This window comes from Streptomyces canus (assembly GCF_001514145.1).
Classification (GTDB): Bacteria; Actinomycetota; Actinomycetes; order Streptomycetales; family Streptomycetaceae; genus Streptomyces; species Streptomyces canus.
Genome location: NZ_KQ948656.1, coordinates 887082 through 900176, shown reverse-complemented (window position 1 = coordinate 900176; position 13095 = coordinate 887082). Strand labels below are relative to the sequence as shown.

Here is a 13095-nt window from a genome sequence, read left to right as displayed (position 1 = left end):
GAGGGGTACCCGAAGCGCACCACCCCCCAGAAGAGAGATACGTCATGACTCAGCACGTCAGCGACATCATGACCAGCGCCCCGGCCACCGTGGAACGCCAGCCTCCGTGACGGCCGTCGCCAGGATCATGCGCGACCAGGACGTCGGCGCCGTCCTGGTCACCGACAGCGACGAACTGCGCGGTCTGGTCACCGACCGTGACCTTGTGGTGCGCTCGCTCGCAGAGGGGGCGACCCGGAGCAGATCACCGTGGCCGGCGCGTGCAGCGACGATCTGGTGACCGTCACGCCCGAGGACGACCTGGACCACGCCATCGAGCTCATGCGCGAACACGCCGTGCGCCGGGTCCCGGTCATCGACCACGGCCACCCCGTCGGCATCGTCTCGCTCGGCGACGCTGCCATGGAACGCGATCCGGGATCGGCCCTGGGCGACATCAGCGTCGCACGGCCCAACACCTGAGCCTGGCACGCCGGTTCGGCCCGGCCGTCAAGTTCCGGTGCGCCCGATCCCCGGCGAATGTGTGTGCGGAGGCGAGGGGCTGACGGGTCTCCCGGCCCGTTTGTCCCGAGCCCTCCGGGGGACCCGGAGGGCAGCATGGAAGGACGGTGAACCGCCGTGACCTCGCAGACCGTTGAGAAACCCGTCGCACGCCGGCCCGAGACGGGCTGGTCCATGACCCGCCGCCTGCACGGCAAGGGAGACCTGCGGACCTGCCTGCCCGCGATCGAGGACCGGGCCACCACCACGGCGAGCACCGGGGAGGGCAACATCTTCCGCGGCGAGGACTGAGCGACCACGCCGCGTCACCACCAAGTCACGCTCCGCCTTGGCCGGTTCCTCCGGATTCGGGCTAAGGTGACGCAAATGAAGGCTCTCGTGCTGTCCGGCGGGGCCGGTACACGGTTACGGCCGATCACGCACACCTCGGCCGAACAGCTGGTGCCCGTCGCCGACCAGGCCGTCCTGTTCCACGGCCTCGAAACCATCGCCGACGCGGGGATCACCCAGGTCGGGATGATCGTCGGCGACGGATCCAGGACTGGTCCGACGATCACCTGCATCCCCCAGGAACGGCCCCGCGGGCTCGCTCTTGTCGTCGCCCGGGCGCCTGCCCCGCATGGTCGGCGCGTACGCATCCACGCCGGTGATCCACGACGCCGTACAGGCCATCGAGCCGTCCTGGCGGGGCGAGTCGGAGATCAACCACGCCCCCTCCAGCACCTGGTACGGGTCGGCGTGGAGAAGCGCGCGCGTGGCACCGGCTCACGCATCGTCGGTACGGCCGTCATCGGCGCCGGAACCGAGGTCTGCGACTCCTACGGCCCGAACCGCCCAGTGTCGAGTCCACGCTGGTCGGCCGCCATGTCGAGGCCACCCCGGCCCCGAGCGTGCCCAGGGCCCACAGCTTCGTCCTCAGAGACCGCGCTCCCTCGGCGCGAAGTCCTGTCACTCGGTCGGCCCTGCGGGGCCGACCCCACCAGCAGCGCGGCCCTCGACGGGCCCGCACCACGCCCCGCCGTCGTCGCCCTCGGGCGCGACTGGTGGACGGGGGCCGCGCCGGCCTTGCGCCGGGACCGGCGGTCCGCCCTGCACGAAGCACTGCCACACATTTGCAAGGAGATTTCCCAGTGAAACGTCACGAGTTCCTGCGGGGGCTCCACAAAGCCAGCGCGAACCGCAACTACCTGGAGATCGGCGTCAACGACGGCCGCAGCCTGACGTTCTCCCGGGTACCGAGCATCGCGATCGACCCGGCGTTCAAGGTGGTCTCCGAGATCCGCTGCGACGTCCACCTGGCCAAGGCCACCAGCGACGACTTCTTCGCACGCGACAACCCGCTGCAGCACCTGAAGGGCGGCCGTCACCCGCTGCGCAACATCGTCCGCAACCGCAGCCCGTTCGGCTACTGGCAGGACGTCACCCTCGACCTGTCGTTCATCGACGGCATGCACCTGTTCGAGTACGCGCTCCGCGACTTCATCAACGTCGAGAAGTACTCGAACTGGGCCAGCGTGATCGTCTTCGACGACATGCTGCCGCGCAACGTGGAGGAGGCGGCCCGCGACCGGCACACCAACGCCTGGACCGGTGACGTCTACAAGGTGATCGAGGTCCTGAACCGCTACCGGCCCGACCTGGAGACGGTCCTCGTGGACACCGAGCCCACCGGCCAGCTCGTGGTCTTCGGCGCGGACCCGAGCAGCACGGTGCTCAAGGACAAGTACGACGAGATCATCGCGGAGTACGTGGTCCCCGACCCGCAGAAGGTGCCCGAGACGGTCCTGGAGCGGACCGTGGCGATCCAGCCGGAGACACTGCTCGACGCGGCTTTCTGGAAGCCCCTGGTGACCGCCCGCAACCGCGGCAGCAAGCGTGACCGCAGCTGGGAGCACCTGCGCACCAGCCTGCAGCAGCTCAGCGACGCCGGCTGAGCGAGGGCCGGTGATCCGGGGAGGACGCGCCGGCGTCCTCCCCGGATCTGTTTCTACCTGCCGCGTGCCCGGAGCCTGGCGACCAGCCTCCCGGCCAGCCGTCGCGCCCGGCGGACCAGCCGCTTCCCGGCAGCGGGCCGAGGCGGGCGCACGGGCATGACCTGCACCCTGCCCGACTTCACCCGCAGCGCGAACGGCAGCGGATGGGAGCGGGGCTCCGGCGCGTCGGGTGCCGGGCTCAGCGCGACCTGCCACGGCGCTCCGGTCAGGTCGGCGACCGGCAGCTCCGCCTCCAGGAGGGCCGTGGAGCCCTGCGGACGCAGTGTGCCGGGTACTTTCGCGGACGCGCCACCGGAGCCACGGGTGAGCTTCAGCAGCACCGGCGTGTCACCGGGCACGTGGAACGGCAACGGCACCTCGACACGGTCACCGGTGATCGTGACCTCCCCGCACGTGACCCGCCCGAGGGCCAGGCGCTTGCTCGCGGTGTCCACGTCCAGGGCGAGGGTGCCCTCCTTCGTGGTCCAGTACGGCAGTACGACCCGGCCGCCCGCCACACCGGCGTCCGCGGCCGTACGCCCCTTGAGCGGGACCGGGCCCAGCCGGGACTCCTTGGTCCAGCCGCCGAGCTTGACGCGGACGAACACGTCCCACAGCCCGGCGTCGAGCGGGCTGCCGTCGGCAGCGGTGGCCGGATCGAGGGCTGCCGTGCCCCGCAGCACCAGCCGCACCCGGCCGTCCTCCCCCGGGACGGTCTCCCGGGTGAACTCCACCGGCTGGAAGTACTGGGCGGAGCTGGCGCGCTTCCGCAGCAGCAGATCGACCGTGGCGCGCTCGAATCCGGCCACGCCTTGGGCGCCGACCCAGTCCACGGCTTCCTCGACGGAGGCCGGGGGCGTGGTGAGCGGGGTGGCGCCGCCGTCGGCGGGGAAGGTCATCGGCGTACCGCGGGAGGCGAGCTCGGCGGACAGGCGGACCCGCAGCACACCGCCGTCCCACTCGACGCCGTCCGGCTCGGCCCGGGAGACGACGGAGGCCTCCCACTCGGCGAACGCGATCAGGTCGTCCAGCCGGTCGTCGGCGATCAGCGCGGCGACGACCTGCTGGGTGGGCTGGAGGCCGGCCGCGACACCGGCCCCGAAGCGCTCGAGGACCACCTCGCGGATCTCGGTGAAGAGCTCCTTGCGGTAGTCCTCGGGCGCGGCGAGCAGCCGTTTGCCACGCATCCGCTCGACCATCTCGTTGCGCAGCCAGCGACGGAACAACCGGTCGCGGGTCGGCCCCGGCTCGGTGTACTTCTCGACGACGTCGAGCGCCTCGCGCAGGTTCTGGAAGTAGCCCACCGGGTCGAAGCGCTGGAAGCCCGCGTTGGAGGCGTCCTCGCGCCTGAGGTGGTAGTAGCAGACGTAGTCGCTGAGCACGGAGACGTTGTCCGCGCGCAGATACGCCTCCGTGACGAAGACGTGGTCCTCCAGCCGGCGCCTGCCCTCGGGGAAACGCAGGCCGATCCGGTCGAGGAACGCCCGCCGGAACATCTTGTGCGGTGTCAGGCTGTCGATCAGCGGGGCGCTGTCGACGGTGGCACGGGGGTGGTTGCGGCGGAACAGCTCCACCGGCACCCCTCGCCCCTTGCCGGCCATCTTGCCCACGACCACGTCGGCGCCGTTGGCGACCGCGTAGTCGTACATCCGCTCCAGGGCCTCGTCGCCGAGGTAGTCGTCGTTGTCGACGAACATGACGAATTGGCCCTGGGAGGCGGCCATTCCGACGTTGCGGGGTTTGCCCGACCAGCCCGAGGCCTCCTGGTGGATGACCGTCATGTTCGCGACCTCGGCGGCCAGCGCGTCGAGCCGGGCCGGTGTGTCGTCGGTCGAACCGTCGTCGACGAAGATCGCCTCGAACTCGTCCGGGGGCAGGGACTGCCTGCGCAGCGAGGCGATGCAGTCCTCGATGTACTTCCCCGGGTTGTAGACGGGGATGACGACGCTGACCTTGACCGGCATCGGTGTCCGGACTCCTTGGGTGGTTTGTGGCTTGCGTCACGGATCGACGCTTTGTGGCGCGATGTTAACTCCGCTGAGTGAGTGAAAAGTCACAGAACGTCGTGGCGAGTGGATCCCGGAGTCGGCCGCCCACCCGAGATCCGGGACCACCGGCAGGTGACGGGCGCGGAAGGCCCCGGTGGAATGGCCCTGCTGAAGAACGTGTGCGGAGGGGCATGGCGTGGACGCGGGCTGACGGACGGCGGTGACGGGAGCGGTTGTCGATGCGCTCGCCCACCCGGCCGCCGGCATCGGGGCCGAGGAGGTAGCCGCGTCCATGCGTGTCCATAACGCGCGCGCCGCCGAACATGCGGGCGCGACACCTCGCACCCACGCCGACGTCACCCGCTTCTTCGACGACACCGAACTCCTCGACCCCGGCGTCGTCCAGCTGCCCGAGTGGCGTCCCGAGGCCGACTCCGGCCCCGGCGCGCTGCCCATGTCGTGCGGGGTGGGCCGCAAGCCCCTCTAGGCTGATCCCGTGCGCCTGCTGCTGATGTCCGACACCCACCTGCCCAAGCGCGCCAAGCAGCTTCCTGCCCCGCTGCTCGCCGAACTCCCGCACGCCGACGTCGTCTTCCACGCCGGCGACTGGGTGGACACCGCCACCCTCGACCTGCTGGAGAGCCGCAGCGCACGGCTCGTCGGGGTCCACGGCAACAACGACGGACCCGAACTGCGCGCACGGCTGCCCGAGGTGGCGTACGCCGACCTCGGCGGACTGCGCTTCGCCGTCGTCCACGAGACCGGCGCCGCCCAGGGCCGCGAGGCCCGCTGCGCCGCCCGCTACCCCGACGCCGACGTCCTGGTCTTCGGCCACAGCCACATCCCCTGGGACACCACCGCCCCCGGCGGACTGCGGCTGCTCAACCCCGGCTCACCGACCGACCGCCGCAGGCAGCCCGACTGCACCTACATGACGGCGACCGTGGCCGACGGCCGCCTCACGGACGTCACGCTGCACCGCCTGCCGCCGCGGATCGTTTCGCCATAGGGCCCACCGGCACCCGGGACTGTCAGTGCCGCCTGATACGACGGAAACATGGCTGCTGCACCGGTAACGCTGCTCCGACAGTCGGTGCAGCACCGCTCAGCCCTGCTCGCGGGCCTGACCGTCGTCCCCCTGTTCGCCCCGCTCGCGGTCGTGGCGCCCGTCGGCGGGCGCATCACCAGCCGGTTCGGCCCACGGCTGCCCGCGGCGGCGGGGCTGCTGGTCGCCGCGTCCGGGCTCGCGCTGCTGACCCGATCCGGGGCCCACTCGGGGTCCGCCGATCTGCTGCCGGCGTTCCTGCTGTGGGGATCGGCTGCGGACCGCTGACCCCCGCGGTCGTCGCGGCGGCCATCGCCACGGTCCCCGCCGAGCGCTCGGGCCTCGCCTCCGCGGTCAACAACACCGCACGGCAGACGGGCGGCGCGATCGGCATCGCGGTGGCGGGCGCCGTCGCGGGACAGCCCGGCGACCAGGCGCGTTTCCTGCGGGGCTTCCATGCCGTCGCGCTCGGCTCGGCCTGCCGCTACGCGGCCGCCGCGGGCGCTGACTCTGCTGCCGGGAGCCCTTACGCCGAGACACGGGCACTCATGAAGGTCCGGGCCGCTCCGAATGCAGGGGAGCGGCCCGGACGCTGCGAGTGTGCGTTCTCACGGACCTCCTTCCCGATCGGAGGTGGGGCGAGGGTTTCGGACGCCCTCTCCCGTTGTTCGCCCCCTACCCCTCAGAGCGCGGCTCACACCCGACGATTCCACATTCCCCGTACCCGGATGGCCGCGATCACCACGACGGGGCGGCCGCCACCGGGGCCCGCTCGGCGACCGGTACGCCGATCGCACGCAGCAGGCGGCGGAGCGGCTCGCCCAGGGGCCAGCGCGATCAGCACCGCGGTCACGAAGGGTGGATCGCTCCAGCCGTCGCCGTCAGCGGGGCGCCGCTGCCGCCCCAGCGCAGCGCGACGATCTCGGCGGCCACGGACACGGCGACCTCCTCCGGCGTACGGGCACCGAGGTCGAGACCGACCGGAGAACGCAGCCGGGACAACTCGGCCTCGCTCAGCCCCGATTCGGTGAGCCGCTTCATCCGGTCGTCGTGGGTACGCCGGCTGCCCATCGCCCCGATGTACGCCGCAGGCCGGCGCAGCGCCTCCTCCAGCAGGGGCACGTCGAACTTGGGGTCGTGGGTCAGGACGCAGATCACGGTGCGTTCGTCGGTGTCGGTGTCACCGAGGTAGCGGTGCGGCCAGTCCACGACGACCTCCACGCCCTCCGGGAAGCGCTTCGGTGTGGCAAAGACCGGGCGAGCGTCGCAGACCGTGACCCGGTAGCCCAGGAAGGCGCCGATCCGGGCGACCGCGGCCGCGTAGTCGATCGCGCCGAAGACCAGCATGCGGGGCGGCGGGGCGAAGGAGTGCAGGAAGACGGTGACCGCGTCCTCGCGGCGCTCGCCGTGCGGACCGTAGTGTCGCAACCCCGTCGCTCCCAGGGCGAGTTCGCCGCGAGCGTCGGCGGTGACCGCCACGTCCAGGCCGGTCGTGCCGAGGGTGCCCGTGACCCGGTCCGGCCACACGGCGAGCGTGGCGCCGCGGGGTGCGGGGCCGTCGGTCACCGTTGCCACGGTCACCGGGCGGGCCGCCGCGACCGACTCCGCGATCTCGCCGAACGCGGGATCGAGGGCGGCCGTCACGGGACGTACGAGAAGCGTGATCTCCCCGCCACAGGTGAGGCCCACCGCGAACGCGTCCTCGTCGCTGTACCCGAAGGTCTCCAGGCGGGCCTCGTCGCTCGCCACGACCTCTTGGGCCAGCTCGAACACGGCCCCCTCGACACAGCCGCCGGACACACTGCCGACGACCTCGTCGTCCGGGCCCACGGCCATGGCCGCGCCCGGATCGCGCGGCGCGCTGCGGCTCGTCGAGACCACCGTGGCCAGTCCGAACGGCACCCCTGCCGAGTACCAGCCGTTCAGCACCGGGAGGATGTCACGCATCGTGGGCTCCTTTCACCACCGCCAGACGCTCCGGCGCGGCCACCCGCTGCAAGCGTCGCATCCGCGCCCCGAGCGGCTCCGGACCGCCACCCTCCGTGACGTGCTTCGTCCACTTCTGGCTGTGACCAGCATTCCAGCTGCAGCACGGCCCCGTATTCCCGGGCCTCGCATTGATCGGCTGTCAGGCCGGATCGCTGCTTGCCGGTGAGGGTTCGAGAAGGGACGGAACGTCGGTCAGTGAGGGCAGGAACGGCCCGGCCCAGTTGTCCTCACGTGCGTGGGCGTCGTTGTCGGTCCAGTCAGTGGCTCGGAGCATGTATGCCTGCATGCCGCACTTGGACGCGCCGGTGAGTTCGTCCCCGCCGCCGTCGCCGATGTAGAGGCAGTTCCGCGGATCGGTGTCGAGGCGGCGTGCGATCAGGCGGAAGAGCTCCGGATCGGGCTTGCGCCGACCCTCTTCGCAGGAGAGCACGCGTGCGTCGACCAGCGTGGCCAACGGCAGCTGCGACCAGGTCTCAGCCAGTTCCGCGGTGCAGTCGCTGAGCACTCCCAGACGCAGTCCCCGGTCGCGCAACTCGGTCAGGGTCGAGACTGCGTCGGCCCGCAGTGCGAACAGTTCGCGCTGTGCCGCCATCCGTGCGGCGCAGGCGGCGGCGAGGGCCTCCTCGCTGGGATCGGCACCGGTGCGGCGGGCGAGGGCGCGAAACGTCGCAGCCAGATCGCCCAGGCTGCCGGTCGCCCGCTCGGGAAATGAGGCGTCCAGGGCCGCGCGCCACGTACGGGCCGGGATGCCGAGGGGAGCCGCGCTCCGCGCGGCGTGGTCGTCCCACACGTGCGTCGGCGTACTGGGGGTGAGGGTCCCGAAGAAGTCGAAGACGACAGCGGTAGTGGCCATGATCAGGACCCTAGCGACACGGTGCCGACGACCGCGAGGGGCAGCCGTAGGGGTGGTCAGGAGCCTGTGGTGGAGTGATGTGGTCGGATTCGCTCGTCGTCTCAGGTTGTCGGGTCTGCCGAGGCTTCGTCGTCGCTCAGTGCCGTGTAGATGGTCACGGTCGACGCGATGACGTCCACCTCGGTTGGACCGACGATCCGCAGCCATGCGAGCTCGGGCATTCCCTCGACCCGATGGACGCGACCGGCAACGCCGTCCGGCCAGGGTCACCGGCGCCACCCTGCAAGCCCCCTTCGAGGGCCGGCAGGTCATCGACTGCATACCCACCAGGGCCTCGGCAAGAGCATGTCCAGCACCGGCACCGACTTCCCGGGCCTCACCCCGCTGGCCCTCGTCGAGGCGCCGCGCCGGGCGGGCCCCCCGGTGTACGAACACCGATGCACCGGCGGACGCATTGGAGCAGCGGCCGCCCGGACCCACCCGTGGCGAGGGGGAGTGGGAGACCGGCTTCGACCACTGCACGCCCGTCTCCCACGGAACCGTTCCGCGTCGCCCACGCAGTGATCACAACCTCCTCAACCGGAAGGGGTATCTGTTGAACGTGACGCGCCGGGTCGACGGATGAGGCGTCAGATGCGACGAAAGTGAAACTTACTCATCAGTCAGATGGTGTTGACGTTGTACCGAAATGGTCGGACTGTAATGGACATGCCGAATAAACGCGCACGTCTGCTCGTTGTTCTGGTTGTCCTCTGTGGATTCCTGACGGTCGCGGGCGTCCGACCCGCCCCCGCCGACGCCCTCACCGGTTCCCTCTCCTTCGACGACACCCCCCTGACCGTCCAGAACGGACGGTTCGTCGACGGCAACGGCCGCGAGGTCGTGCTGCGTGGCTACAACGTCTCCGGCGAGACCAAGCTCGCCGAGAACAAGGGGCTGCCCTTCGCCTCGGTCGCCGACGCCAAGAAGTCGGCGACCGCTCTGAGAGCCCTCGGCGGCGGCAACTCCGTCCGCTTCCTGCTGTCCTGGGCCTACGCGGAACCGGTGAAAGGCCAGGTCGACACCACGTATCTGGCGAACGCCACCGCGCAGATGCGCGCGTTCCTCGACGCGGGCATCCGTGTCTACCCCGACTTCCACCAGGACCTGTACTCCCGCTGGCTGTTCAACTCGGGCAGCTGGTACACCGGCGACGGCGCCCCCGCGTGGGCCGTGGCGCTCGGCAACTACCCCGCCGAGTCCTGCGGCATCTGCTTGCTGTGGGGCCAGAACATCACCCAGAACGGCGCGGTCAAGGCCGCCCAGTACGACTTCTGGCACAACAACCACGGCCTCCAGGACTCCTTCCTGGCCACCGCCCAGAAGACCATGGCGTACCTCAAGGCGAACCTCGCCACCGAGGAGTTCGCCGGCGTGGTCGGCTTCGACCCCTACAACGAGCCCTACGCCGGCACCTACGACTCCGGCCAGAACAGCCGCACCTGGGAACGCGACCTGCTCTGGCCCTTCTATGTGAAGTTCCGGGCCCGGATGGACGCGGCGGGCTGGACGGACAAGCCCGCCATGGTCGAGCCGAACCTCTTCTGGAACGGCAACGTCAGCAAGGAGGAGGGCGGCCTTCTCGACGCGGGCACGCTCGGCTCCCGGTACGTCTTCAACACCCACTTCTACGACCAGAAGGCCATCTCCGGCATCCTGATGTGGGGCAACGCCTCCGACGGCCAGTACGTCACCGACTTCGGCACGGTACGCGACCGCGCGGCGGCTGCCGGGACGACGGCCGTGGTCAGTGAGTTCGGGCACCCGCTGAACGGCTCGACCGCCGGCAAGGCGCCGACCGTCCTCAAGGCCATGTACCAGGCCCTGGACTCCCGGGTGAAGGGCGCCAACTGGTGGTCCGCGCCCGCAGGTTCGGGGCCGGTCCTCTCCGGCACCCAATGGCAGTGGGACATCTACAACGGCCGCCACCACGAGTTGATGAACGACAACCCCGACAAGGTCCTCACCTCGGGCGACGCCTGGAACGACGAGGACCTGTCGGCCGTGAAGCTCGACGACTCGGGCACGGCGGTGCTCCGCCAGGACGCCCGGCTCCTCGACCGGATCTACCCGAGCGCCACCGCGGGGACCACCCTCGCCTTCACCTACGAGGACCGCTCACGCGACGGCTCCACGACCCTGACCTGGAACCCGGTGCCGAGCAGCCTGCCGAACGTGTCGTCGCTGGTCGGGTCCGGCCAGTACTCGGTGCTGGTCTGGCGCTCGGGAAGCGGCTCCGCACCCACCGAACTCCACCTGCCCGCGTCCTTCCCCGACTCGACGACCGCGGTGGTATCCGACCTGGGCACGGTCTACGGCCCTCCGGCGTACAGCTCGTCGACCCCGGTCGGGGCGGCTCTCGAGCCGGGCGGCACGGGGAGCCGACGGCTGCTGCTCACCGACTCGGACTCCGGTGTCCTGCACTACGCGCTGGTGACGAACCGGACGACCGCGCCCTCCGCGTCACTGCTGAGCGCGGCCAGGTCGGAGCTCGCGACCTGGGTGGCCCAGAAGTTCGGCTGACCCTGCTCGGTCAAAACAGCCGGCCCGGCCTCCAGGAGGAGGCCGGGCCGGCCGCATCGTCCGTCAGGACCGCGCGGGTCGCGTTCCTGCTATGAGGAGGGGCTTGTCCAGTCGGCGGCCACATGCCCGAGGCGCACGCGCTGCGGATGGTCGCCCACCGGCACGGACACCGTCTTCTGGCCGGTCGCGAAGTCGATCGCGGTGACCTGGTCGGCACCGCTCTCCGAGACGACACAGCTCTTGCCGTCACCGCTGACGGTGGCCCAGTAGGGCTTCGAGGCGGGGACGAGCGGGCCCTCCTGGAGGGTGGTGCGGTTCACGACGGTCGCGTAGTCGTCCATCGTGCCCGCCACGCACAGCTTGCTGCCGTCCGGGCTCATCGAGATGCCGTGGTGGCGCGAGTCGTTGACCATGGTGGTGCGGTCGTCGCTGGTCGCCGGGTTCTTCGGCAGGGTCTTCGTCCGGGTGATCTTGTCGGTGGCGACGTCGTACTCGAAGAAGCCGTTGAAGAACGACACCTGGAAGTACAGCTTGGACTCGTCCGGCGAGAACACGGCGGGCCGGACGGCGTCGGAGTAGTCCGTGAGACCGATCGCGTTGAGCTTGTCCCGCATGTCGATCGTCTTGACCTGCTTGTAGGTGGTCGCGTCCACCACCGTGATGTGCCGGTCGCCCTTCGTCCAGTCCAGCCAGGGCGCGTCGGAGTCGGTGTTCACGTCACCGATCGCCATGTTCCAGATGTACTTGCCGTCCTTGGTGAAGATGTTCTCGTGCGGCTTGTCACCGGTGGCGAAGGAGCCGAGTTGCTTGCCCGTGTTGATGTTCAGCACGTGCACGGTGTTCGCGGTGGAGGCCGACACCGCGACCCGGGTGCCGTCGGGGGAGACCGCCATGTGGTCCGCGCGGTAACCCGACACCGGGAAACGCCAGTTGATGCTCCCGGTGGCCAGATCGATCGACACCACGTCCGCGAAGCTCGGCCGCGAGACGACCACCGACTTGCCGTCCGGCGTGGAGTACATGTCGTCGGCGAACTGGTCGTGGCCTTCGCCGACGCTGTTGCGGATCGCCATGAAGTAGATCCACTTGATCGGATCGGCGTTGATCGCCGCCATCCGGGCGTCCTTGTCGGGGATGACGTTGACCCGGCCGATCTTCGCCAGGTCGCCGGAGGACTTGATGACGTCGGCCGTGCCGTCCCAGTTGTTGGCCACGAACAGCACCTCGCGCAGGGCGGCGGCGTCCGCGGCGGAGGCGGTGGTCGCGGGGGCGGTGACGGTCAGGACGACGGCGGCGGCCATGGCCCACAGGTGTCTGGTTCTCGGAACAGGCATGACGGGTCTCCCTCGGGCGGCTCGTGACGGGGGCATGCCAAGGCGGCAAAACTGAAGATGCGTGCTTTCAGATTTAACTTACTGCAAAGTAAGGAAGGGGGGCCCTTCTCCACAAGACTGCGTACACGACAAAATTGGCGCTCATAAGGGAGGCCGGACGCTCCGGCCCCGGTGGGAGGTGCGGTGACGGGCAGGCTCAGGGCCCCGACCGGTCGCTACGGCGGCAAGACAGCCGAGGAGCGGCAGGCCGAGCGGCGCCGCCGGTTCCTGGACGCGGCACTCCAGCTCTTCGGGGACGCCCCCGGCTACCGCGCCACGACCGTCGCGGCCCTCAGTGAGGCCGCGGGCCTTTCCACCCGCCAGTTCTACGAGGAGTTCCGCACCCTCGAGGACGTCCTGGCCGAGCTGCACCTCGAGGTCAACGACTGGGCGACGGGTGCCGTGCTGGCCGCGGTGGCCGACGCGGACCATCTGCCGCTCGCGGAGCGTGCGGCCGCGATCTTCCGCGCCTACGCGGCGAACGTCACCTCCGATCCGCGGCGAGTGCGGATCACGTTCGTGGAGATCATCGGCGTCAGCGCGCGGTTGGAGGAGCAGCGGCTGGCCCGTCGGGCGCTCTGGGTCGATCTGGTGTGCGCCGAGGCGAACCGGGCCGTGGTCAGGGGCGAGGCCGCCCTGCGGGACTATCGGCTCGCGGCGACCGGGTTCATCGGCAGTGTGAACGGGCTGCTGCACGACTGGAGCGCGGGGTGGGTGGACGCGACCCTGGACGAGGTCGTGGAGGAGTTGGTGCGGCAGCTGCTGGGGATTCTGCAGCCGCCCGGGTGGGAGTCCGCTCGGTGAGAACGGG

The 13095-nt window shown here is 70.4% G+C and carries 11 protein-coding genes and 3 pseudogenes; 10 read left to right on the top strand and 4 right to left on the bottom strand.

What is annotated here, in order from left to right; translation table 11 throughout:
* Positions 1–44: 44 nt before the first annotated feature.
* From AQJ46_RS04020 to AQJ46_RS04010, 4 genes and pseudogenes are all read left to right on the top strand, one after another.
* Positions 45–462, top strand: a pseudogene (locus AQJ46_RS04020) (CBS domain-containing protein).
* A gap of 156 nt (positions 463–618) precedes the next feature.
* Entirely contained in the window at positions 619–792 is a 174-nt protein-coding gene (locus AQJ46_RS56100) for a hypothetical protein (RefSeq protein ID WP_167368193.1), read from the top strand.
* Between the two features lie 75 nt (positions 793–867).
* Positions 868–1430, top strand: a pseudogene (locus AQJ46_RS55335) (sugar phosphate nucleotidyltransferase); the annotation flags it as partial.
* A gap of 201 nt (positions 1431–1631) precedes the next feature.
* Positions 1632–2435: a class I SAM-dependent methyltransferase gene (locus AQJ46_RS04010; protein WP_059204215.1), complete on the top strand. Its 804-nt coding sequence runs from the start codon at positions 1632–1634 to the stop codon at positions 2433–2435.
* 53 nt (positions 2436–2488) lie between these two features.
* Here the strand turns inward: AQJ46_RS04010 and AQJ46_RS04005 are convergent, their stop codons facing one another.
* Positions 2489–4438, bottom strand: coding sequence for a glycosyltransferase family 2 protein (locus tag AQJ46_RS04005; protein ID WP_059204214.1), 1950 nt, complete (start codon positions 4436–4438; stop codon positions 2489–2491).
* Between the two features lie 316 nt (positions 4439–4754).
* Here AQJ46_RS04005 and AQJ46_RS04000 point away from each other — a divergent pair, with 316 nt between their 5' ends.
* Genes AQJ46_RS04000 through AQJ46_RS03990 form a run of 3 tightly spaced genes read left to right on the top strand, consistent with a single transcriptional unit; the run spans position 4755 to position 5795 of the window.
* Positions 4755–4949, top strand: coding sequence for an SAM-dependent methyltransferase (locus AQJ46_RS04000; RefSeq protein ID WP_079072121.1), 195 nt, complete (start codon positions 4755–4757; stop codon positions 4947–4949).
* A 9-nt stretch (positions 4950–4958) separates the two neighbouring features.
* A complete protein-coding gene (locus tag AQJ46_RS03995; RefSeq protein WP_059204212.1) occupies positions 4959–5471 on the top strand; it encodes a metallophosphoesterase family protein in 513 nt (170 codons plus the stop codon).
* Between the two features lie 48 nt (positions 5472–5519).
* Positions 5520–5795, top strand: coding sequence for an MFS transporter (locus AQJ46_RS03990; protein WP_159063987.1), 276 nt, complete (start codon positions 5520–5522; stop codon positions 5793–5795).
* Positions 5796–6356: 561 nt separating this feature from the next.
* Here AQJ46_RS03990 and AQJ46_RS03985 read toward each other — a convergent pair.
* Both AQJ46_RS03985 and AQJ46_RS03980 read right to left on the bottom strand, forming a co-directional pair.
* Positions 6357–7454, bottom strand: coding sequence for an XdhC family protein (locus AQJ46_RS03985; RefSeq protein ID WP_059204210.1), 1098 nt, complete (start codon positions 7452–7454; stop codon positions 6357–6359).
* A 181-nt stretch (positions 7455–7635) separates the two neighbouring features.
* A complete protein-coding gene (locus tag AQJ46_RS03980) occupies positions 7636–8349 on the bottom strand; it encodes an HAD family hydrolase (protein WP_059204209.1) in 714 nt (237 codons plus the stop codon).
* A 297-nt stretch (positions 8350–8646) separates the two neighbouring features.
* Between AQJ46_RS03980 and AQJ46_RS57020 the strand changes: the two are divergent.
* Positions 8647–8974 (top strand): annotated as a pseudogene (locus AQJ46_RS57020) (GTP-binding protein); the annotation flags it as partial.
* Positions 8975–9051: 77 nt separating this feature from the next.
* On the top strand, positions 9052–10911 hold the full coding sequence (locus AQJ46_RS03975) for a cellulase family glycosylhydrolase (RefSeq protein WP_059204208.1): 1860 nt from the start codon (positions 9052–9054) through the stop codon (positions 10909–10911).
* Between the two features lie 89 nt (positions 10912–11000).
* Here the strand turns inward: AQJ46_RS03975 and AQJ46_RS03970 are convergent, their stop codons facing one another.
* On the bottom strand, positions 11001–12245 hold the full coding sequence (locus tag AQJ46_RS03970; RefSeq protein ID WP_057613007.1) for a YncE family protein: 1245 nt from the start codon (positions 12243–12245) through the stop codon (positions 11001–11003).
* Between the two features lie 183 nt (positions 12246–12428).
* Between AQJ46_RS03970 and AQJ46_RS03965 the strand changes: the two genes are divergently transcribed.
* Complete coding sequence (locus AQJ46_RS03965; RefSeq protein WP_059204207.1) at positions 12429–13088, top strand: TetR/AcrR family transcriptional regulator; 660 nt, start codon at positions 12429–12431, stop codon at positions 13086–13088.
* Positions 13089–13095 lie beyond the last annotated feature (7 nt).

Bases quoted from the DNA above. Each gene is read 5' to 3' on its own strand.
- AQJ46_RS04005 (WP_059204214.1), bottom strand. From the start codon at position 4,438: ATGCCGGTCAAGGTCAGCGTCGTCATCCCCGTCTACAACCCGGGGAAG.
- AQJ46_RS04000 (WP_079072121.1), top strand. From the start codon at position 4,755: ATGCGTGTCCATAACGCGCGCGCCGCCGAACATGCGGGCGCGACACCT.
- AQJ46_RS03990 (WP_159063987.1), top strand. From the start codon at position 5,520: ATGGCTGCTGCACCGGTAACGCTGCTCCGACAGTCGGTGCAGCACCGC.
- AQJ46_RS03985 (WP_059204210.1), bottom strand. From the start codon at position 7,454: ATGCGTGACATCCTCCCGGTGCTGAACGGCTGGTACTCGGCAGGGGTG.
- AQJ46_RS03980 (WP_059204209.1), bottom strand. From the start codon at position 8,349: ATGGCCACTACCGCTGTCGTCTTCGACTTCTTCGGGACCCTCACCCCC.
- AQJ46_RS03975 (WP_059204208.1), top strand. From the start codon at position 9,052: ATGGACATGCCGAATAAACGCGCACGTCTGCTCGTTGTTCTGGTTGTC.
- AQJ46_RS03970 (WP_057613007.1), bottom strand. From the start codon at position 12,245: ATGCCTGTTCCGAGAACCAGACACCTGTGGGCCATGGCCGCCGCCGTC.